Annotated in this window: 16 protein-coding genes and 1 pseudogene; 12 read left to right on the plus strand and 5 right to left on the minus strand. The window is 69.9% G+C overall.

Going from position 1 to position 14785, the window contains the following annotated elements; all coding sequences use genetic code 11:
* Nucleotides 1-68: 68 nt before the first annotated feature.
* Nucleotides 69-1199: a substrate-binding domain-containing protein gene (locus tag ETD86_RS02570; protein ID WP_246147543.1), complete on the minus strand. Its 1131-nt coding sequence runs from the start codon at nucleotides 1197-1199 to the stop codon at nucleotides 69-71.
* Between the two features lie 131 nt (nucleotides 1200-1330).
* Here ETD86_RS02570 and ETD86_RS02575 point away from each other — a divergent pair, with 131 nt between their 5' ends.
* The 6 genes and pseudogenes from ETD86_RS02575 to ETD86_RS02600 all read left to right on the plus strand — a co-directional run.
* Nucleotides 1331-1795 (plus strand): MarR family winged helix-turn-helix transcriptional regulator, encoded by a 465-nt coding sequence (locus ETD86_RS02575; RefSeq protein WP_138664444.1) that lies wholly within the window; start codon nucleotides 1331-1333, stop codon nucleotides 1793-1795.
* Between the two features lie 95 nt (nucleotides 1796-1890).
* Entirely contained in the window at nucleotides 1891-2322 is a 432-nt protein-coding gene (locus ETD86_RS02580) for a PPOX class F420-dependent oxidoreductase (RefSeq protein ID WP_138664445.1), read from the plus strand.
* Nucleotides 2323-2475: 153 nt separating this feature from the next.
* Nucleotides 2476-2808 (plus strand): hypothetical protein, encoded by a 333-nt coding sequence (locus ETD86_RS02585; RefSeq protein WP_170222835.1) that lies wholly within the window; start codon nucleotides 2476-2478, stop codon nucleotides 2806-2808.
* A 35-nt stretch (nucleotides 2809-2843) separates the two neighbouring features.
* Complete coding sequence (locus ETD86_RS02590; protein WP_138664447.1) at nucleotides 2844-3203, plus strand: hypothetical protein; 360 nt, start codon at nucleotides 2844-2846, stop codon at nucleotides 3201-3203.
* A 289-nt stretch (nucleotides 3204-3492) separates the two neighbouring features.
* Entirely contained in the window at nucleotides 3493-3930 is a 438-nt protein-coding gene (locus ETD86_RS02595; protein ID WP_138664448.1) for a VOC family protein, read from the plus strand.
* 200 nt (nucleotides 3931-4130) lie between these two features.
* Nucleotides 4131-4241 (plus strand): annotated as a pseudogene (locus ETD86_RS02600) (FAD-binding protein); the annotation flags it as partial.
* A gap of 92 nt (nucleotides 4242-4333) precedes the next feature.
* Here the strand turns inward: ETD86_RS02600 and ETD86_RS02605 are convergent.
* The 3 genes from ETD86_RS02605 to ETD86_RS02615 form a co-directional block, all read right to left on the minus strand.
* The gene (locus tag ETD86_RS02605) at nucleotides 4334-4531 is read right to left on the minus strand and encodes an SbtR family transcriptional regulator (protein WP_138664449.1); all 198 of its coding nucleotides are present in this window, start codon (nucleotides 4529-4531) and stop codon (nucleotides 4334-4336) included.
* Nucleotides 4528-4875 carry a hypothetical protein gene (locus ETD86_RS02610; protein ID WP_138664450.1) on the minus strand — a complete coding sequence of 116 codons (348 nt, stop codon included), beginning with the start codon at nucleotides 4873-4875 and terminating at the stop codon, nucleotides 4528-4530. The genes ETD86_RS02605 and ETD86_RS02610 overlap by 4 nt, the downstream gene beginning before the upstream one ends.
* Before the next feature lie 131 nt (nucleotides 4876-5006).
* Nucleotides 5007-6032 (minus strand): LacI family DNA-binding transcriptional regulator, encoded by a 1026-nt coding sequence (locus ETD86_RS02615; protein ID WP_138664451.1) that lies wholly within the window; start codon nucleotides 6030-6032, stop codon nucleotides 5007-5009.
* Between the two features lie 230 nt (nucleotides 6033-6262).
* Between ETD86_RS02615 and ETD86_RS02620 the strand changes: the two genes are divergently transcribed.
* From ETD86_RS02620 to ETD86_RS02635, 4 genes are read left to right on the plus strand one after another with little or no spacing between them, the layout of a single operon-like run.
* The gene (locus ETD86_RS02620) at nucleotides 6263-7534 is read left to right on the plus strand and encodes a sugar ABC transporter substrate-binding protein (RefSeq protein ID WP_138664452.1); all 1272 of its coding nucleotides are present in this window, start codon (nucleotides 6263-6265) and stop codon (nucleotides 7532-7534) included.
* A 4-nt stretch (nucleotides 7535-7538) separates the two neighbouring features.
* Entirely contained in the window at nucleotides 7539-8489 is a 951-nt protein-coding gene (locus ETD86_RS02625; RefSeq protein ID WP_138664453.1) for a carbohydrate ABC transporter permease, read from the plus strand.
* Nucleotides 8486-9292, plus strand: coding sequence for a carbohydrate ABC transporter permease (locus tag ETD86_RS02630; RefSeq protein WP_138664454.1), 807 nt, complete (start codon nucleotides 8486-8488; stop codon nucleotides 9290-9292). Before ETD86_RS02625 ends, ETD86_RS02630 begins: the two co-directional genes overlap by 4 nt.
* Nucleotides 9293-9309: 17 nt before the next feature.
* Nucleotides 9310-10980, plus strand: coding sequence for an amylo-alpha-1,6-glucosidase (locus tag ETD86_RS02635; RefSeq protein WP_138664455.1), 1671 nt, complete (start codon nucleotides 9310-9312; stop codon nucleotides 10978-10980).
* A gap of 57 nt (nucleotides 10981-11037) precedes the next feature.
* Here the strand turns inward: ETD86_RS02635 and ETD86_RS02640 are convergent, their stop codons facing one another.
* On the minus strand, nucleotides 11038-11775 hold the full coding sequence (locus ETD86_RS02640) for a septum formation family protein (protein ID WP_211369779.1): 738 nt from the start codon (nucleotides 11773-11775) through the stop codon (nucleotides 11038-11040).
* Nucleotides 11776-12224: 449 nt separating this feature from the next.
* Between ETD86_RS02640 and ETD86_RS02645 the strand changes: the two genes are divergently transcribed.
* A complete protein-coding gene (locus tag ETD86_RS02645; RefSeq protein WP_170222837.1) occupies nucleotides 12225-13124 on the plus strand; it encodes a serine hydrolase in 900 nt (299 codons plus the stop codon).
* Nucleotides 13125-13422: 298 nt separating this feature from the next.
* On the plus strand, nucleotides 13423-14556 hold the full coding sequence (locus ETD86_RS02650) for a PP2C family protein-serine/threonine phosphatase (protein ID WP_246147545.1): 1134 nt from the start codon (nucleotides 13423-13425) through the stop codon (nucleotides 14554-14556).
* The last annotated feature ends 229 nt before the right edge of the window (nucleotides 14557-14785 follow it).

The following is a 14785-nucleotide window of genomic DNA, read 5'->3' on the forward strand; positions in this document are numbered from 1 at the left end:
GTCTGAACTGCGACTCTTCGGTAGATGCTTCACGTGGGAAGCATTCTCCGGCGCTGACACGGACACTGTCAAGGGGTTGCCGGGTCGCCGCCCCATAGTTGGGCCACCACGTTGAACTCGAGTCCATGTGCTTCGGCGAGATAGATGCGCTGGCGGACGTGCCGTTTCCGCATGTGCAGCAGCCCGCGCGGGCCTTCGTAGGAGACCGCCTCGGAGCTGCCCATGATGGTGCGCATTTCGAGCGTCCTCGCGCGCTCGATCAGCGCCGCCAGAAGGAGGACCCCCTCGTAGCAGGATTCGCCGAGGCTGCCCAACGGGGGCGCCTCGATCCCGAACCTGTCCGCGTACTGCCCGTGGAACTCCAGATTCTCCGGGGTCACCAGCGAACCGAAGAAGCCCGCGGTGCTGTAGAGCTCGCCTGTCGCCGCGGTGCCGCTGGCCAGCAGCATGTTCTCGTCCATCAGCGTGCTCAGCCGCACACAACGCTGATCGAGGCCGCGGCGGGCGAAGGCCCGGTTGAAACGCACCGCGTCGCTGCCGACCAGCAGCATCAGCACCGCATCCGCCTCGCTGCGCTCGATGCGCCGCAGCACCTCGCGGAAGTCGTGGGCGCCCAGCGGCAGATACGACTCGCCGCAGACAGGTGCTCCGCACTCCGCGGCGTACCGGCGGGCGGCGTGTGCGGTGCGGCGGGGCCAGACATAGTCGTTGCCCACCACGAACCAGCGTCTCAACCCCCGTTCCCGGGTCAGCAACCGCATCGCCGGGTACAACTGGTCGGCCGGCGTCTCGCTGGTCATGAACACGCCGTCGGTGCGCTCGCCGCCCTCGTACAGCGCGGTGTAGACGTACGGCACCCGGCCGGCGATCCGCGGGGCGATGGCCTGGCGGACCGAGGAGATGTGCCAGCCGGTGATCCCCTGCACCGCACCCAGGGACACCAGCGCCTCCACTTCGGCCGCCACCTGATCGGGTGGGGCGCCGCCGTCCACCGGAACCAGGCGAAGCTCCCGCCCGAGCACGCCTCCCGCTCGGTTCACCTCTTCGGCGGCCAACTCGGCGCACAGCTCGCACGTCGGCCCGAACATCCCGGCGGGGCCCCGCATCGGCACGACGAGAGCCACGTTCAGCGTCTCGCCGCTGAGATCGATCAGCTCGGTGAGACCGTGCGGCAACGGGTCCAGTGATCCGGGGACCACCAGACCGGGCTCCTGTCCGCCATGCCGCAACACAGCGACATGCTTTCCTGTTCAATACACGAATTCAAAGTGGTTCCGGATATCCGGGACCACTCTGTAGCATGAGGGCCCGCGCGGGATCAAGGAGGGACATGACGGCCCCGGTCACACCCGAGCCGCCGGACCTGATGCAACTGCTGACGCGAGCCGAGCGGCTGCTGGGCCGGCGTCTCGCGGTCATCCTCGAGGCCGAGGGTTGCTCCCTCGAAGCCTGGCGGGTGATCACCCTGCTGTCCGACGGCGCCGGCCATCACATGACCGAGATCGCCGAGCACGCCTTCCTCCCGCCTGCCACCCTCACCAAGCTCCTGGACCACCTCGTCGACGAGGGGCTGGTCTACCGCCGGGTCGACGACCTCGACCGTCGGCGTATCCGCGCCTTCCTCACACCGCGCGGTCGCAGGCTGCGCCAGCGGGTCGGGCGGCTGACGGAGGCCAGCATGGTCCGGCTGCCCACCGCGAACGGGGACGAGGAGCTGCTCAAAGAGCTGCTGGCGCGCCTTGTCGACTCCCTGGCCGGCTCACCGGTCGCCGAACAGTTCACCGATCAACGCTGACCGTCGCAGCGGGCGGGCGCCGCCATCGTGGCCCTGTCAGGGCTAGCCTCCTCCCGGTCTCCTCCGGCGCCGATCCGGCCCCGCACACTGGGTTCATGACCTTCACCGCCAACGAGATCGAATATCTGACCAGTCAACTGCTCGGCCGCCTGGCCACGGTCGGCCCCGACGGCCGTCCGCACATCGTGCCTGTAGGGGTCTTCTACGATCCGCAAACCCAGACCATCGTGGTCGGGGGCCACGCCGGCACCGACATGGCCGCGAGCAAGAAGTTCCGCGACGCCGAGCGCCACCCTGATGTCGCGTTCGCCGTAGACGATCTGGCCTCTGTCGATCCCTGGACTCCGCGCGGCATCGAGATCCGAGGTCGGGCGGAGACGCATACCACCGGGGGCGAGGAACTCGGCAGGCGTATCGGCGCCAACATGCCGTTCGACCCGGCGTGGATCAGCATCCATCCGCGGCGGATCCTGACGCGCGGCATCGATACCGACTCCTTCGAGCTGTCGGCAAGGGATGTGGTGTGACGCGCCCTCGGTTCAACCCCACCCCGGCATCACCTGGGAACGGACGGTCAGGCACGTCCTGAGACCGCACACCGACAGGCCGTACCCGGACGGACTGCTCGTCCGGGCCGCGACAGTGGCTCCGGGATGACGGACGCGAACTGTGGTCAAGTCATGCAACACCCGTTGTGCCAGGACTGGCACCGCGCCGACGACCTGGTGCAGACGGCGATAACCCGGCTCTACGTCAAATGGCGGCAGGCGCGAGCAGTATCTGCTGATGCCCGGCACGCGGCCCGGCTGACGCTCGTCCGGGAGGGCTTGATCGGCGAGCCGACCTCGGTCCAGGTCTCCTCGACCCACCTGTACCACGCGGTGTCGCTGATCCGCGGCCTGCTGGGCATTGGGTTCGACGCCGCCGAGGTACGTGCCAGCGCGTTCGAGGCGCCGCTCGCCAACCCGCTGGGGTTCGACGGGTGGACCGGTGACGACACGCCGCAACGCTGACCACGACCATCGCCACCCTCGACTTCGGCGGCACGATGGGCCTGTACGACTTCACCGACAACCAGTGGTGGAATCCCTTGCGGACGCGGCGCATCGTGGTGCGCGGCTCGATCGGCGAGCTGGTCGACGACCACGTGGTCCGGCTGGCCGACCCGGCCACGCCGGTGGAGTCGCGGCTGATCCGGCGGGACACCGGCATCGACCTCAACCTGGAGTTGCGCGACCTCAAGCACATCAGCTTCGACGGCTGGGTGGTCTACCGCAACCCGTTCGAGGGCGCGTCCCGGTCCGACGACGACATCGCGGTCGCGGACATCCTGGAGCGCACGGGTGCCTGGGCCCGTCAGAGGGCCCGCCACCGTACCCGCTCGCCGAGGCCTGCCAGGACCACCTGATCAGCCTCGCCATCGAGGAGTCGGTGAAGACCGGCGGCCCGGTCACCACAGGCAAGGAGGCTTGGACGGGCTGAGGAGTCTCCACGCTCTCCGCACCGGACGGTGACGGGAACCCGCACGTCCCCCCGCCGGTGTGCCGGCCGCGCTGTCCGCCGCCACCCGCCACGGGGTCGTCGGGGTGGGCGATCTCCCTGCCGCCCCGGGGAGGACCGGCACGCCTTGCGGCCACTCCCTTCCTTCCCGGTGTGGCCTCCAGCCCGTTGGCCGCTGCTCACGGCACAGTGGAGACATGAACGCGGATGACAGGAACATTCTCGGCCGGGGGCGTGTGGCGACCAGGCTGCCCGCCCAGGACCTGAACCGGGCGCGGCGTTTCTACTCCGAGCAGCTCGGCCTCGAGCCTGTCGATGAACGGCCGGGTGGGCTGCTGTATCGGTGCGGGGGCGCCGATTTCGTGGTGTTCCAATCGACGGGAGCCTCTCCCGGCACCTTCACGCAGATGGCGTGGGAGGTCGACGACATCGAGACCGTCATGTCGGAACTCAAAGGGCGCGGTGTGGTGTTCGAGGACGTCGACTTGCCGGGGTTGCTGGGCGGCGGGCGGACGACGGACGGGATCGCCGAGATCGAAGGGAACTACCCGAGCAAGGGCGCATGGGGTGAACGCGGCGCCTGGTTCCGCGACAGCGAGGGGAACCTGCTCGGCATCGGCCAGCCGGTCTTCTGAGCGGAGCGCCACATCGGCTGCCTCCTACAAGGGACTGATCGCCCGGTCCCTGACGGACGTGACGATGCTCCAGGGCAACTCCGGCAACGGCAGCCGGTCCGGCTCCGGATCCAGGAGCAGGGGCGCCACAAGCACCACGGCATCCGCGGGTATTCCTCCGCGCCAGAGGGCGATCTGGGCACCGCGATCGAGGCGTCCACCCGGGCGACCTGGGCACCAAGGGCGGGCTGCTCACCGATGAGCACGCCCGCGTGTTGCGGGAGGACGGCACGGCCGTCCCGGGCCTGTACGCCGCGGGCAACACCACCGCCTCCGTCATGGGTCTCTCGCCTCCGCTCCGGGCCGTCGTCGAGTCGTGCACCCGGGTGGACGCCGTCGCCCCGTTTCTACGGGATGGCCGAGCTCAGGGCTCGATTCCGTGGCGGAGCAGCTTCCACATGCGTCCGGCGGTCTCGGTCCGCTCGGATGCCGGGAACTCGCCGAGGAGCAGGGCCAGCATGCCGATGGCCAGGAGCAGGTCGTCGGTCGTCACGTCCGCGCGGATGCGACCGGCGCGCTGGGCCTCGGCGAGCCCGGCCTCCAGCAGCGCACCCAGCCTCATGCGCGGCCGCGGAACAGGCCGTTGGGGATGGTCGCATACGGGGTGATGGCCGAGGCGGTCACGCCTCCGGGCAGGGACAGCGCCTGGCCGCCGTCGGCGCCGGAGGCGATGGTGGCCGAGCCGGGGTTGGTGAGGGTGCCGTTCAGGCGGGAGGGGGAGCGGGCGGCGATGCCGCCGCCGGACAGGTCGCCTTCGAAGTCGTCGTGCAGGATCAGGTTCGGGGCCGCCTGGTCGGTGGTGTGCGCCGGCAGGGCGCCGAGCGCGATCGCGGTCAGTGCGAGCGTGGAGGCGAGGAGGGCGTGCTGGTCGAGTCTGCGTGCCCGCCGGGACCAGGGTGAGACCATGCGCCTTTCCCCTTCCGGGGGTGCGAGGTGCGGTCGAATCGGTTCGACCGGACGATCCGGCAGGGGCGCCGGACGTCATGCCGCCGGCGAGGAGTTGCGGCATCACCCCACGTGCGGGGCGGTGTCCGGGGTCAGACGGCGCGCCGGTGACCGGGCGCCGGGCCGGTCGTGCCGCGGAGCGAGATCGGCGGGGCGACCAGGAGGTGGCGGTGGGCTGTGGCCGGGTCGGCGATGCGCTGGATGAGCAGCTCGACGGCCCGGGCGCCCATCTCGTCGGCCGGGACGTCGGCGGCGGTGAGCGGCGGATGCAGGTTCTCGGCCCAGTGCTGGGCGGCCACGCCGGCGATGGAGAAGTCCCCGGGGACGGTCAAGCCCGCTTCCGCCAGCGCGCGGTACATGCCGGACACCGCCGCCTCGTTGATGGTGGCGATGGCGGTCAGCTCCGGCTGCTCGGCGAGCAGTTGCTGGAGGCAGGACTGTCCGGACTGGGGATCGTCGCCGCAGCAGACCCGCACGCCGTGCAGGCCGCGTTCGGTGACGGCGCGATCGAAGCCGGCCTGCGCGCGGTGGCCGGGGCCGTATCCGGCGGCGACGAGCTCGGCGTTGCGATTGACCAGCGCCAGATGCCGGTGGCCGAGGTCGGCCAGGTGGTGGACACACTTCGCGATGAGCGTGTCGTAGTCGATGTCCACCCAGGACATGTCCTCCGGGTGGCGGGTACGGCCGATGCCGACGAACGGCAGACCGCTCTGCAGCAGCCGGGCGACCCGGTCGTCCTCCAGCCGGATCTCCATGAGGACGACCCCGTCCACGCGCCGGCCGGTGACGACGCGCTCGAAGGAGCGGTCGTGCTCGCCGCCCGAGGGTGACAGCAGGACGTCCAGGTCGGCGCGGGCGGCCGCGTCGACCACGCTGGCCACGAAACCGAGCTGCATGTCGGTCAGGCGCCGGCCGGCCGGCGGTATGACCAGGCCGATCGTGCGGGTGCGGCCCTCCTTCAGCGCCCTGGCGGAGGCGTTGGGCCGGTAGTCCAGCTCGTCGATGACCGTCATGATGCGGCGTTTGGTCTCCTCCGACACCGGGCGCTTGCCGGTGAGCGCGTACGAGACGGTGCTGCGTGACACGCCCGCCCGCTTGGCGATCTCTCCGATGTTCACCCGTGCTCCTCGTCCGAATCCGCCGGTCGGCGACCATCGTAGGTCGAACCGGTTCATGGGAGGTACGCCGCGGGTGCCGTGGCGCGAATGCGCCGCTGGCGCAGACCGTGCCGCACCGCCCATTGACGCCCACGGTGAAGCGGGCCTATCTTCGGTCGAACCGATTCGGCGAATCGATTCGACTCGAGTCGGAAACAGCCGCGTAACGCCTGTCAGCGGAGGTCAGCTCAATGAGTTCAGCGGCAAGGAGCCGGCGTACGGCCGGCGCGAGTCTGGCGGTCCTGGCCGCCGTGGGCGGGCTGGTCGCCTGCTCGTCATCGCCCGAGGGCGCCGGTTCGACGAGCGCGAGCCAGACCGCGGGCGGCGGGACGTACACGATCTGGGACCCGTACCCGCAGCACGACAAGAGCTCGGAGTGGGTGAAGCTGCTGGAGAAGTGCGGTACCGACGCCGGGGTCAAGGTCGAGCGCACCGGCTACGACACCAGCGACCTGACGAACAAGGCCCTGCTGGCGGCCCAGCAGGGCAACTCGCCGGACGTGCTGATCGTGGACAATCCGGTCGTCTCCACGCTGGCCGAGGCCGGGGTGCTCACCACCACCGAGGAGAACAAGCTCGACGTCTCCGCGATCGCGCCGAACCTGTTGGCGGCCGGCCAGAGCGGCGGCAAGTCCTACGGCGTCCCGATCGGCGCCAACACCCTCGCCCTGTACTACAACAAGGAGGTCCTGAAGGAGGCCGGGGTGGACATCGCCTCGGTGAAGGACTGGACCTCGCTGACCGCCGCGCTGGAGAAGGTGAAGGCGGCGGGCAAGAAGGGCATCACGTTCTCGGCGATCGGCACCGAGGAAGGCAGCTTCCAGTTCCTTCCCTGGTTCTGGGGTTCCGGCGCGAGTCTCACCAAGCTCGACTCGCCCGAGGGCGTCTCGGCCGTGGCGCTGTGGACGGATTGGCTGAAGAAGGGGTACGCCCCCAACTCGGTCATCAACAACACCCAGACGACCAGCTGGCAGGAGTTCGCCGGCGGCGACTACGCCTTCGCCGAGAACGGCACCTGGCAGCTCGCCAACGCCAAGAAGGCCGGTTTCGAGTACGGCATCATCCCGGTTCCCGGCAAGGACGGCGGCACCGCGCCCGCGCCCACCGGAGGCGAGTTCGTCAGCATCCCCGCGCAGTCCGACACCGGCCGCTACACCACCTCCCAGAAGCTGGTCACCTGCCTGACCAGCACCGACAACTCGCTCACCACGACCACCACCCTGTCCTACATCGCGCCCACGGAGGCGGTGCAGGCCAAGCAGGTGGCGGCCACGCCCGACCTGCAGGTGTGGGTGGACGCGGTCAAGGCGGCCAAGGGACGCACCAGCGACGACCTGGGCACCAAGTACCCGAAGATCTCCGAGCCCATGTGGAGCGCGGTGCAGGCGGCGCTGAGCGGGTCCAAGTCTCCGCAGGAGGCGATGACGGCGGCGCAGGCGGCCGCGGCGAGCGCGACCCAGTAGCAGCATGAGCCGAGTCATCGAAGCACCGGCGCGGTCCGCCCGATCGACGGCACACGGTCATCGGGCGGCACGCGTGCGGTCAGGTCAGTGGGCGGCATGGGCCTTTCTCACCCCGGTCGTGCTCTACCTGCTGGTGTTCTACGCCTATCCGCTCTACCGCAACGTCGAGCTGAGTCTGCGCAACTACACGGTGCGCTCGTTCGTGCAGGGCGATGCCCCGTTCGCCGGGTTCGCCAACTACGCCAAGGTGTTCGCCGATGCCACCTTCGGGCCCGCGTTGTGGCACACGGTGGTGTTCACGCTGGTCTCGCTGGCCTTGCAGTTCACGATCGGGCTCGTGCTGGCGATGTTCTTCCTGAAGAACTTCCGGCTGTCGGCCACGCTCAGAGGGTTGTTCCTGGTGCCGTGGTTGCTGCCGCTGATCGTGTCCGGCTCGACGTGGTCGTGGATGCTCAACAGCGACTCCGGCGTGGTGAACGCCGTTCTGGCCTGGCTCGGGATCGGGCCGGTGAACTGGCTGACCTCGCCGGACTGGTCGCTGTGGTCAGTGATCATCGCCAACATCTGGATCGGCATCCCGTTCAACCTCGTGGTGCTCTACTCCGGGCTGCAGGCGATCCCACCGGCCATCTACGAGGCCGCCGCCCTGGACGGCGCCAACGGGTGGCAGCGGTTCTGGAAGGTGACGTTCCCGCTGCTGCGGCCGGTGTCGGCGATCACGCTGCTGCTCGGGCTGGTCTACACGCTGAAGGTGTTCGACATCATCTGGATCATGACCAAGGGCGGGCCGAGCGGGTCGTCCACCACGTTCGCCACCTGGTCCTACCGCCTCGGCTTCGGCAACCTCGTGCCCTCCTTCGGGCCCGGTGCGGCCGTCGGCAACCTGCTGATCGTGATGGCCCTGGTCTTCGGGCTGATCTACATCCGGGCGCAGCGAAGGCAGGCACCGGTATGAGGCATCTCAAGACCGCGATCGGGCTGGTGGTGACCGCCGTGATGTTGTTCCCGGTCTACTGGATGATCAACGTGTCGTTCACGCGCGACCAGGACATGCGCAAGAGCCCGCCGAACTGGTTTCCGGTCGACGGCACCCTGGACGGTTACCGGGCGGTGCTGGACCAGCAGCTTCCGTACCTGGGCGTGAGCCTGGTGGTCGGGCTGGGCACGGTGGCGCTGACCCTGCTGCTCGCGGCGCCGGCGGCGTACTCGCTGGCCAAGCTGCGCCCGCGTGGTGGCGGAGTGCTGAGCTTCGTGCTGCTCATCGCGCAGATGATCCCCGGCATCATCATGGCGATGGGGTTCTACGCCATCTTCCTCAGCACCGGCGTGCTCAACACCGTTCCGGGGCTGATCGTGGCCGATTCCACGCTCGCGGTCCCGTTCGCGGTGCTCATCCTGACCACGTTCATGTCCGGCATCCCCGAGGAGCTGCTGCAGGCCGCCCGCACCGACGGAGCCGGGGTGCTGCGCACGTTCTGGTCGATCGTGCTGCCCGTGAGTCGCAACTCGATCATCACGGTGTCGCTGTTCGCGTTCCTGTGGGCGTGGTCGGACTTCATCTTCGCCAGCACCCTCGACCAGGGCGGCGACCACCAGCCGATCACCCTCGGCATCTACCACTACATCGGTAACAACAACCAGGAATGGAACGCCATCATGGCCACCGCTGTGATCGCCTCCATCCCGGCCACCATCCTGCTCGTCGTCGCCCAGCGCTACGTCGCCGCCGGCGTCACCGCAGGCGCCGTCAAAGACTGAGAAGGGACCTTCGTTTCATGACCGTCGCCGCTTCAGGCCCGGTGTTCTCCCTGCGGGAAATCCCGTTCAGCTATCGCGGATCCTGGTTCGGCTTCTCGCCCGTGGTGGCCGAGAAGACCTACGCCGAGGACGTGCACCTGGTGTCGCACCAGACCGGCATGCACCCGATCCTGCGGCTGATCCCCACCGCCGAGACCACCGTCACCGCCACCCCGCACCAGCTCACCTGGAGCAACGACGACGGCCGGATCGACCTGGCCTATGAGACCCCCGACACCGTCCGCGTCAAAGGACGCGGCCTCGGGCTCCGCCTGCTGGCCGCCGACCCCGTGCTGACGCCGTTCAGCGGACCGTACTTCTACCAGGACCCCGTCGACGGATCGTACGTCTTCACCGTTTACCAGACCGGCCGCCGCTACCGGATCACCCTCCTCGGCGGGCGCGCCGAACCCCTCGGCACGCAGGCGCTGGGCACCGCCGAACGCGGTCTCGTCCTGAGCGGCGAATGGGAGATCGCCGTCGAGGAGTACGAGACCGCCCGCGCCCCCTACGCGGGCGCCGACGCTTTCGAGCAGGTGGCCAAGGCCGCGCGGGCGGAGTTCGACGCGTTCGCCGCGGCGGTCGCGCCCTGGCGCAGCGACCGGACGCCCGCCGCCGAACTGGCCGCCTACGTGTTGTGGTCGGCCACCGTCCGCCCGGCCGGGTTCATCACCCGGCCCGCCGTGCTCATGTCCAAGCACTGGATGGACAAGGTGTGGAGCTGGGACCACTGCTTCAACGCCATCGCCCTCGCCGACGGCCTGCCCGAGCTGGCCTGGGACCAGTTCCGGCTGCCCTTCGACCACCAGGACGCAGCCGGCGCGCTGCCCGACTCCGTCACCCACTCCGAGATCCTCTACAACTTCGTCAAGCCCCCCATCCACGGCTGGACCCTGCGCCATCTCCCCGCGGCGCCCGACCGGGCCGAGACCTACCGGCTGCTGGAACGCTGGACCACCTTCTGGCTCGACGCCCGCCGCGCCCCCGGCGGGGATCTGCCGCACTATCAGCACGGCAACGACAGCGGCTGGGACAACGCCACCACCTTCGACCCCGAGCGCGTCGTCCAGACAGCCGACCTGGCCGCCTTCCTCGTGCTGCAGATGCGCGAGCTGGCCCGCCTGGCCCCCGACCCGGACACGACCGCCCGATGGACCGAGCAGGCCGACCGGATGCGCGACGCCCTTCTCGCCGAACTGTGGGACGGCGAACGGTTCGTCGCCCGCGGCGCACACTCCGGCCGCACCTGGTCCAGCTCCAGCCTGCTCGACCTCATGCCGATCGCCCTGGGGGAGGAGCTGCCGCACCCCGTTCGCGCGGCCCTGGCCGACCGGATCCAGCGGCACCTGACCGCGTTCGGGCCCGCCACCGAGCTGCCGACCTCCGACCACTACCAGGACGACGGCTACTGGCGCGGCCCCATCTGGGCGCCCTCGACCGTCCTGATCGAGGACGGCCTGCGCCGCGCCGGACACACCGACCTGGCCGACAAGATCAGCGCCCGCTTCCGCGCGCTGTGCGAGAAGTCAGGATTCGCCGAGAACTTCGACGCCCGCACCGGCGAAGGGCTCCGCGACCGCGCCTACACCTGGACGGCCAGCGCCTACCTCATCCTCGCCGCCGCCCACGAGCGGCGAAACAGCACGTGACCCCGCGTCGACAGGAGAGGAGGGGCCTTCCCGGCGCGGTGTGTGGCGCACCGGCGGTCACGGGCGGCCGGTCGACTTCATGACGCCTTTGACCGGGGTCTTGCTGACCACGAAGCAGACCGCGTCCGTAAAGCCGTCCAGCCAGGCTTCTCGCGTCGGGGCCACGCCCCTCGACTCGGCCCCTCGCCTGGTGCCCCCGAGGTAGGCCGCGCCCGGCTTCTCACAGTGCAGCCCCGCCCGCAACCCCACCTTCATCAGGCCTTTCCGGCCAGGGGGAAAGTCATCGACGGCCATCACGCCGGGAATCGCTTCGCTGCGATGCGGTCGTGAGCAGGGGACCACCCGCAACGGGCCCTCGTCCAGCGGTTCGCCCTCCAGGCAGAGCTGGAAGGCGCCCAAGCCGCCCGCGAGGGCGCCGGCGAGCGAGCCCGTGCGTCGTACCTCCTTGTCGTTCCGTCCTCTTTCCGCGGCCAGGCAGCTGAACCGCCATTTCCCGTCCTTGCCCTTCCACGGCCCGTAATGCGTCGCCTCCAACCGGCTCGCCGCCGTGTCGGTACTCGAGAGATACGTTTTCAGGGCGGACCAGCAGGTGCGGCTCATCGAGCGTACGGACGGCCTTCGCCGCTGCTCGAGTCGCTTCGAGAGCATGACCTCGAAGTTGTGGGGCCGGTCGCACGTCACCTCCCGGATGGTCTTGGCGGTGTCAAGGCAGATGCCGGCCTGGTAGGAGTCCTTGTCGGCGCTGGGTGTCGCTGTCGCTGTCGGTGTCGCTGTCGGCACAGGTGCCGGGGTCACGGACGCGATGGACGGGGAAGCGGCCGTTGACCGTCTCGATGCCGGGACGTCTCCGCCCGTGGCCGCGCAGCCTGTCATGGCGAGGATGGCCACGGCGAGAGCGGGGAATCGAACTGCGGCGAGCATGAGATCCCTTCAGGTGCGAACCCGAGCCGAGAATACTGCGGCCCGCCCGGGACCCCTCCCGGAGCGCAGGCAGGGCGTCGCGTACCAGGTCGGCGGGGTGGCGCGGCTGACGTGCGTGCCGTCGCTGCCGGAAAAGGTCGTCGATCGCTCATCCGGAAAGCGGTCTCCGGCGAACCACGGACATATGAGGTGGTTCCGGCGCGCGGTGGGCCGGGACCCGCCAGGGGAGCGCCCGGGGGCGGTGCGCGCAAGGGGGATCAATGAACATCGGTGCGAGAACGCGCCGGGCTCTCCAGCCTGGGGCGAAACGGGGGACGGCACGCATGCTCGCCACGGCCGTCCTGGCGCTGACGGCCATCGGGACCGGGCAGGTGGTGATCGGCACGGGAACGGTCCAAGCCGCGTACCCGGCCATCCTGGGCCAGACCATCGCGGCCGGGCGCGAGATCGCCGCCATGACCACGAACACGTCGCAGACCCGGCCGGAGACGTCCGCGTTCAAGCAGTCGCTGACCCGGGCGCTCGACCGCTATCTGGACGATGTCCCCGGCCAGGTAGCGGTGTCGGTGCGGGATCTGTCGACCGGAATGACGTACTCCTACAACCCCGGGCTCAGGACGGCCACAGCCAGCATCATCAAGGTCGACCTTGTGATGGCGCTGCTGCTCAAGGCCCAGGGCCGGCGGCGCGACCTCACCGCCGGGGAGCGGCAGACGGCCGCGCGGGCCATCCGGGTCAGCGACAACGCCGCCGCCTCGGCCCTATGGTCGGCGATCGGCGGCGCGTCCGGGCTGGCCGCCGCGAACAAGAAGTTCGGCCTGCGCGAGACGGAGCCCCACCCGGGCGGGGCATGGGGCGCGACCACCACCAGCGCCGCCGACCAGGTCCGGCTGCTGACCGCGCTCACCTCCCCCGAGAGCCCGCTCTCCGCGAAGAACCGCCGGTACGTGCTGGGGCTGATGGGCGGCGTGGCGCCGGAGCAGGCGTGGGGCGTCAGCGCGTCCGGGCGCGAGGGGGCGGACGTCGCGCTCAAGAACGGCTGGTTACCGCGTGAGCGGCACGGAGGGCGGTGGACGGTCAACAGCATCGGGCGGGTGCGGGATCGGAGGCACACGTACATGATCGCCGTCATCTCGCACCGGCACGGCTCGATGGGCGCGGGCGTGAAGGCGGTGGAGCGGGTGAGCCGGCTGGTCACCGACGCCCTGGCTCAACAAGGGTGACAGGAGCGGCGCACGCCGGCGTGGACGCCCTGTACCCGTCTCCCCTCCTGACAACAAATTCGGATGCCATTCATTTTGGCTGCTTGCGAGAAGATTTTCGGTGCCGATGAGCTCTCGCATGAGAAACGCACGAAGAGGCGGTGACTTTCGTGACCATCCATCTATTCTGCCTGCATAGCGGCATGGCGTGATTCGAAAGTCCAGCTGGAAGAATGGCGGAACGTCGCCCCGCCATATAAATGGTGGCCTGCGGTCCATTGTGTTTTCCGCGCCTCTCCGGCTGGGCACGATCAGAGTCGTGAAGGATGACGGGGGCCGGCGCGTACTCTCGACGCCGATGTTCGCGGCGGGGATCGCGTGCGTCACCGTGGTCGTGGTCGCACTGGACGTGTACGCGGGCACGGCCGTGCGACTGCCACCGCTGCTGATCTTCCTGCCGGCGATCGTCGCAGCGCTGGGCAGCGTGTGGCAGACGGCCGTCGCGTCGGCGTGGGTGGTGCTGGTGGTCGCGGGCACCCTGGCCTTCCTGGGAGCGGCCCCGGACGACAACCGGCTGGCGACCGGGTTCACCACGGTGTTCGGCGTGATGAGCGTGCTCGGGTGCCGGTACCGGGTGCGGCGTGAGGAGGAGGTGCGCCGGCTGCGCTCCGCGGCCGCCGCGCTGCAACGGCAGATCGTGCGCCCGCTGCCGCTGCGCACCGGTGACGTGGTCGTGAACGGCCTCTATCAGCCGGTGGAGGAGGACGCGATGGTGGGCGGTGACATGTACGAGGTGGCCGACTCGCCGTACGGCACCCGGGTCCTGATCGCGGACGTGCAGGGCAAGGGGTTGCCGGCGATCGGCTCCGCGCTGGCGGTGCTGGGGGCCTTCAGAGAGGCGGCGTACCGCGAGGAGACGCTCACCGGGGTCGTGGACGCCATGGAGTCGGCCGTGGCCAGGCAGAACGCGTTCGCCACGCAGACCGGCGAGCCCGAGCGGATGGTCACCGCCCTGGTGCTCGACATCGGGCCGGCGCTGGAGGTGGAGGCGGTCAACTGCGGGCACATCGCGCCGTACGTCATCCACGACGGCGACGCCTACCAGGCGGCGCTCGGCGAGCCGGCCGTCCCCCTCGGCCTGGCGGGGCTGGTGGCAGGGCCGCGCCGCGGCACGCGGTTCCCCTATCCCGAAGGGGCGACGCTGCTGCTGTGCACGGACGGCGTCACCGAGGCTCGCGACCGCGACGGCGCGTTCTATCCGCTGGAGGAGCGCCTGCGCGCGTGGGCCCTGGCGCCGCCCGGCGACCTGGCCGAGACCCTGGAGACCGACCTGCGGCACTTCACGGGGGCGGCCCCGCGCGATGACGTCGCGGTCCTCGCGGTGAGGAGGACCGGCCGGTCTGACAGCCCCGAGGGACGTGCGCGAGCAGCCATCGGCAGCCGCGGGCCGTAGGTCGGAGTGAAGTCGTGAAGTAGCGGTTGATCGTCTGTGTGTGAGATCGTTGTCCTTTGCCGGTCGGTCGGGGCGATCGAGCCTCGCCCTCCTCGTACGGCGACCGCCTTCGAAGGCCGGCTGGAGACGTTCCCCCGGCCCTTGGCAAGGGTAGAGCTGCGGTATTACGCGTGGTGGGACGTCTGTACGCTGATGCTTTTCCACCGGCCGGTCGCCGGACAGCGTGTAC

This window comes from Nonomuraea turkmeniaca (genome assembly GCF_005889735.1).
In the GTDB taxonomy this organism is placed as follows: domain Bacteria; phylum Actinomycetota; class Actinomycetes; order Streptosporangiales; family Streptosporangiaceae; genus Nonomuraea; species Nonomuraea turkmeniaca.

Coding starts and splice junctions, on each gene's coding strand:
- ETD86_RS02635 (WP_138664455.1), top strand. CDS start 9,310: ATGACCGTCGCCGCTTCAGGCCCGGTGTTCTCCCTGCGGGAAATCCCG.
- ETD86_RS02580 (WP_138664445.1), top strand. CDS start 1,891: ATGACCTTCACCGCCAACGAGATCGAATATCTGACCAGTCAACTGCTC.
- ETD86_RS02645 (WP_170222837.1), top strand. CDS start 12,225: ATGCTCGCCACGGCCGTCCTGGCGCTGACGGCCATCGGGACCGGGCAG.
- ETD86_RS02610 (WP_138664450.1), bottom strand. CDS start 4,875: ATGGTCTCACCCTGGTCCCGGCGGGCACGCAGACTCGACCAGCACGCC.
- ETD86_RS02585 (WP_170222835.1), top strand. CDS start 2,476: ATGCAACACCCGTTGTGCCAGGACTGGCACCGCGCCGACGACCTGGTG.
- ETD86_RS02620 (WP_138664452.1), top strand. CDS start 6,263: ATGAGTTCAGCGGCAAGGAGCCGGCGTACGGCCGGCGCGAGTCTGGCG.
- ETD86_RS02595 (WP_138664448.1), top strand. CDS start 3,493: ATGAACGCGGATGACAGGAACATTCTCGGCCGGGGGCGTGTGGCGACC.
- ETD86_RS02575 (WP_138664444.1), top strand. CDS start 1,331: ATGACGGCCCCGGTCACACCCGAGCCGCCGGACCTGATGCAACTGCTG.
- ETD86_RS02625 (WP_138664453.1), top strand. CDS start 7,539: ATGAGCCGAGTCATCGAAGCACCGGCGCGGTCCGCCCGATCGACGGCA.
- ETD86_RS02605 (WP_138664449.1), bottom strand. CDS start 4,531: ATGAGGCTGGGTGCGCTGCTGGAGGCCGGGCTCGCCGAGGCCCAGCGC.
- ETD86_RS02590 (WP_138664447.1), top strand. CDS start 2,844: ATGGGCCTGTACGACTTCACCGACAACCAGTGGTGGAATCCCTTGCGG.
- ETD86_RS02630 (WP_138664454.1), top strand. CDS start 8,486: ATGAGGCATCTCAAGACCGCGATCGGGCTGGTGGTGACCGCCGTGATG.